This is a genomic window from Neobacillus drentensis (assembly GCF_036965645.1).
GTDB classification, from domain to species: domain Bacteria; phylum Bacillota; class Bacilli; order Bacillales; family Cytobacillaceae; genus Neobacillus; species Neobacillus drentensis_D.
Window position 1 is genome coordinate 1 of the sequence record NZ_JBALPZ010000229.1, and the last position, 1,948, is coordinate 1,948.

Genomic DNA, 1,948 nt, shown 5'->3' on the forward strand with positions numbered 1-1,948 from the left:
GATTAATACTGTAATCAAATTTTCTTTAAAAATTAGAAATTTTGTGTCAAGAGTCTTTTTAAAAAATTTTTAGATAATTTAGACTAGCAATCTATGGTTCTATTTCCTCTTTTTAACAATTCTAAAGGTGAATATAATAAAAATAATTAACCCCCTTTTAATAAATCACTACACTTTGGACTTCTATTTTGTTAGGGAGTCTCTTTTTTTGCAATTAATTCATGCATGATCCTTTTATAAGCCATCAATCGTTGACTACGATATGTGTAAGCTCTAGGTTGTTTCTTAGAAGGATGAATTGATCCTTTTTCAGCAATTTTTTTAGTGTAATATGCTATGCGGTGAGTAATATCCTTCTTCATCACCTACTCCATTCCTCCCTTTGAATCAGATAACTCATTTTTAGAATCCATTCCAAAATAAAGCCCTAAGACAAATGTAAAGATTTAGAAGAAAGCAAAAAATATTGTCATAATCTTAATTTCCCTTATTTATTTGATCAGTTAACAATTTAATGTAGGCTAAAGTGTACTCCTTACGGAAATCAATGCTGTGTTTGCTGGTATGTAGGGAGCACGATGTCGCCAACTTTGAATAATAATCTTCATACTGTTTTTCCATCTTGTATGAATCAAGACTTACTAACATGATTATCTCCCTTGGTTCCCCAAAAAGGGGAGAAATGACTCCCCGATATTAATCCTGTTCTATAACCTCGAATGAATCAGTTTCCCAGTTATGGATAGTAGGAATTACTACTTCCCCTTTGTGATTGATTAAAGTCATCATGATCTGATGAATAGCATGTGCATGTAATTGTAAACTTGCTAAAACTTCTGCTTCTTCATAGCTTTCTGCTTCAATGCTGATTGATACTGGAACCTGAATCGTAGTGAAAACCTCGAATTTTTGCTTTTCAACAGTTTGTAAATTTGACATTATGTAACCTCTCCCTTTAGTTAGCTCCCCGAAGAGAGCCATTTATTTTAAATGTTTGTTATATTAAAATTTATATCTTGGTCATCATAAAAGTGTTTCTGGACGATGTAACTGAACATTGAAGTATTCTTAAGATGTTTAACTAGTCTTTTTAAGTAATCTTCTAATGAATAGTTGAATTTCGGAATTTTCCCAAGCAAAGACATGTTAGTTATGGATTCATAAAGGTCGTTATCTGTTTCTTTTACCCTTGTTAGCCAAACTTGATTGTTTTCAAAAACAATTGCATTCTCCTCATCTATTAAGTAGCCAATTATTACTGTGTAACCATCTAGATGATTTGCTGCAACTCTAATCGATTTCATTTTAGTAAATACCTCCTTTAGTTTTGTTATGAAATCTTTAACTTTCTAAAGATGTTATGGTTAGCAGAATCAGAAGTCAATAAATAATTTTTACTTTTCTAAAGATATGTTAAAATGAAGTAAAGATAATCTTTTTATACTAAGGGAGAGAAAGATATGATTTCTTACGCACCTTTGATGTCTACCTTACACAAACGAAAAATTTCTAAAACTGATCTACAAAAACTAATTGAAGTATCCTCTGCTACAGTTGCAAAAATCAGTAAAGATGAATATGTCTCTATGCAAGTTATAGATAATATTTGTCGTGTGTTAGATTGTCCTATTGAAGAAGTAATTGTTTATGTTAAAGATGAATAACAAAAGAGCCAACTATAACAGTGGCTCTTATTTTTATGCTGAGTAGTCTATTCATTGATTTCAGTCGTTTAATTCTATTTCAGGTACAAATACATTCCTTATTCTAAAATCACTCTAAAGCACATATATGAAGCCTGAGAAGGTTTATAAAAAAAAAAGACGCTGCTGATACTAGCACCGTCAATAATAGGATATACAAACAGATAAGAGCTTTATTTTCTGTTCACAATTGCTCACAAAATGCTCACGGATTGCTCACTAGGCTAACCGGAAAACAATTCCGT

4 protein-coding genes are annotated in these 1,948 nt (G+C 31.3%); 1 reads left to right on the forward strand and 3 read right to left on the reverse strand.

Features of this window, described 5'->3' with window-relative positions; all coding sequences use genetic code 11:
• Positions 1–191 precede the first annotated feature (191 nt).
• From V7266_RS29025 to V7266_RS29035, 3 genes are all read right to left on the reverse strand, one after another.
• On the reverse strand, positions 192–365 hold the full coding sequence (locus tag V7266_RS29025) for a hypothetical protein (RefSeq protein WP_335472684.1): 174 nt from the start codon (positions 363–365) through the stop codon (positions 192–194).
• A 331-nt stretch (positions 366–696) separates the two neighbouring features.
• The gene (locus tag V7266_RS29030) at positions 697–939 is read right to left on the reverse strand and encodes a hypothetical protein (protein ID WP_335472685.1); all 243 of its coding nucleotides are present in this window, start codon (positions 937–939) and stop codon (positions 697–699) included.
• Between the two features lie 47 nt (positions 940–986).
• Positions 987–1,304 carry a hypothetical protein gene (locus tag V7266_RS29035; RefSeq protein ID WP_335472686.1) on the reverse strand — a complete coding sequence of 106 codons (318 nt, stop codon included), beginning with the start codon at positions 1,302–1,304 and terminating at the stop codon, positions 987–989.
• Between the two features lie 156 nt (positions 1,305–1,460).
• On the opposite strand from V7266_RS29035, the gene V7266_RS29040 reads away from it, so the two are divergent.
• Entirely contained in the window at positions 1,461–1,664 is a 204-nt protein-coding gene (locus tag V7266_RS29040) for a helix-turn-helix domain-containing protein (protein WP_335472687.1), read from the forward strand.
• Positions 1,665–1,948: the final 284 nt, after the last annotated feature.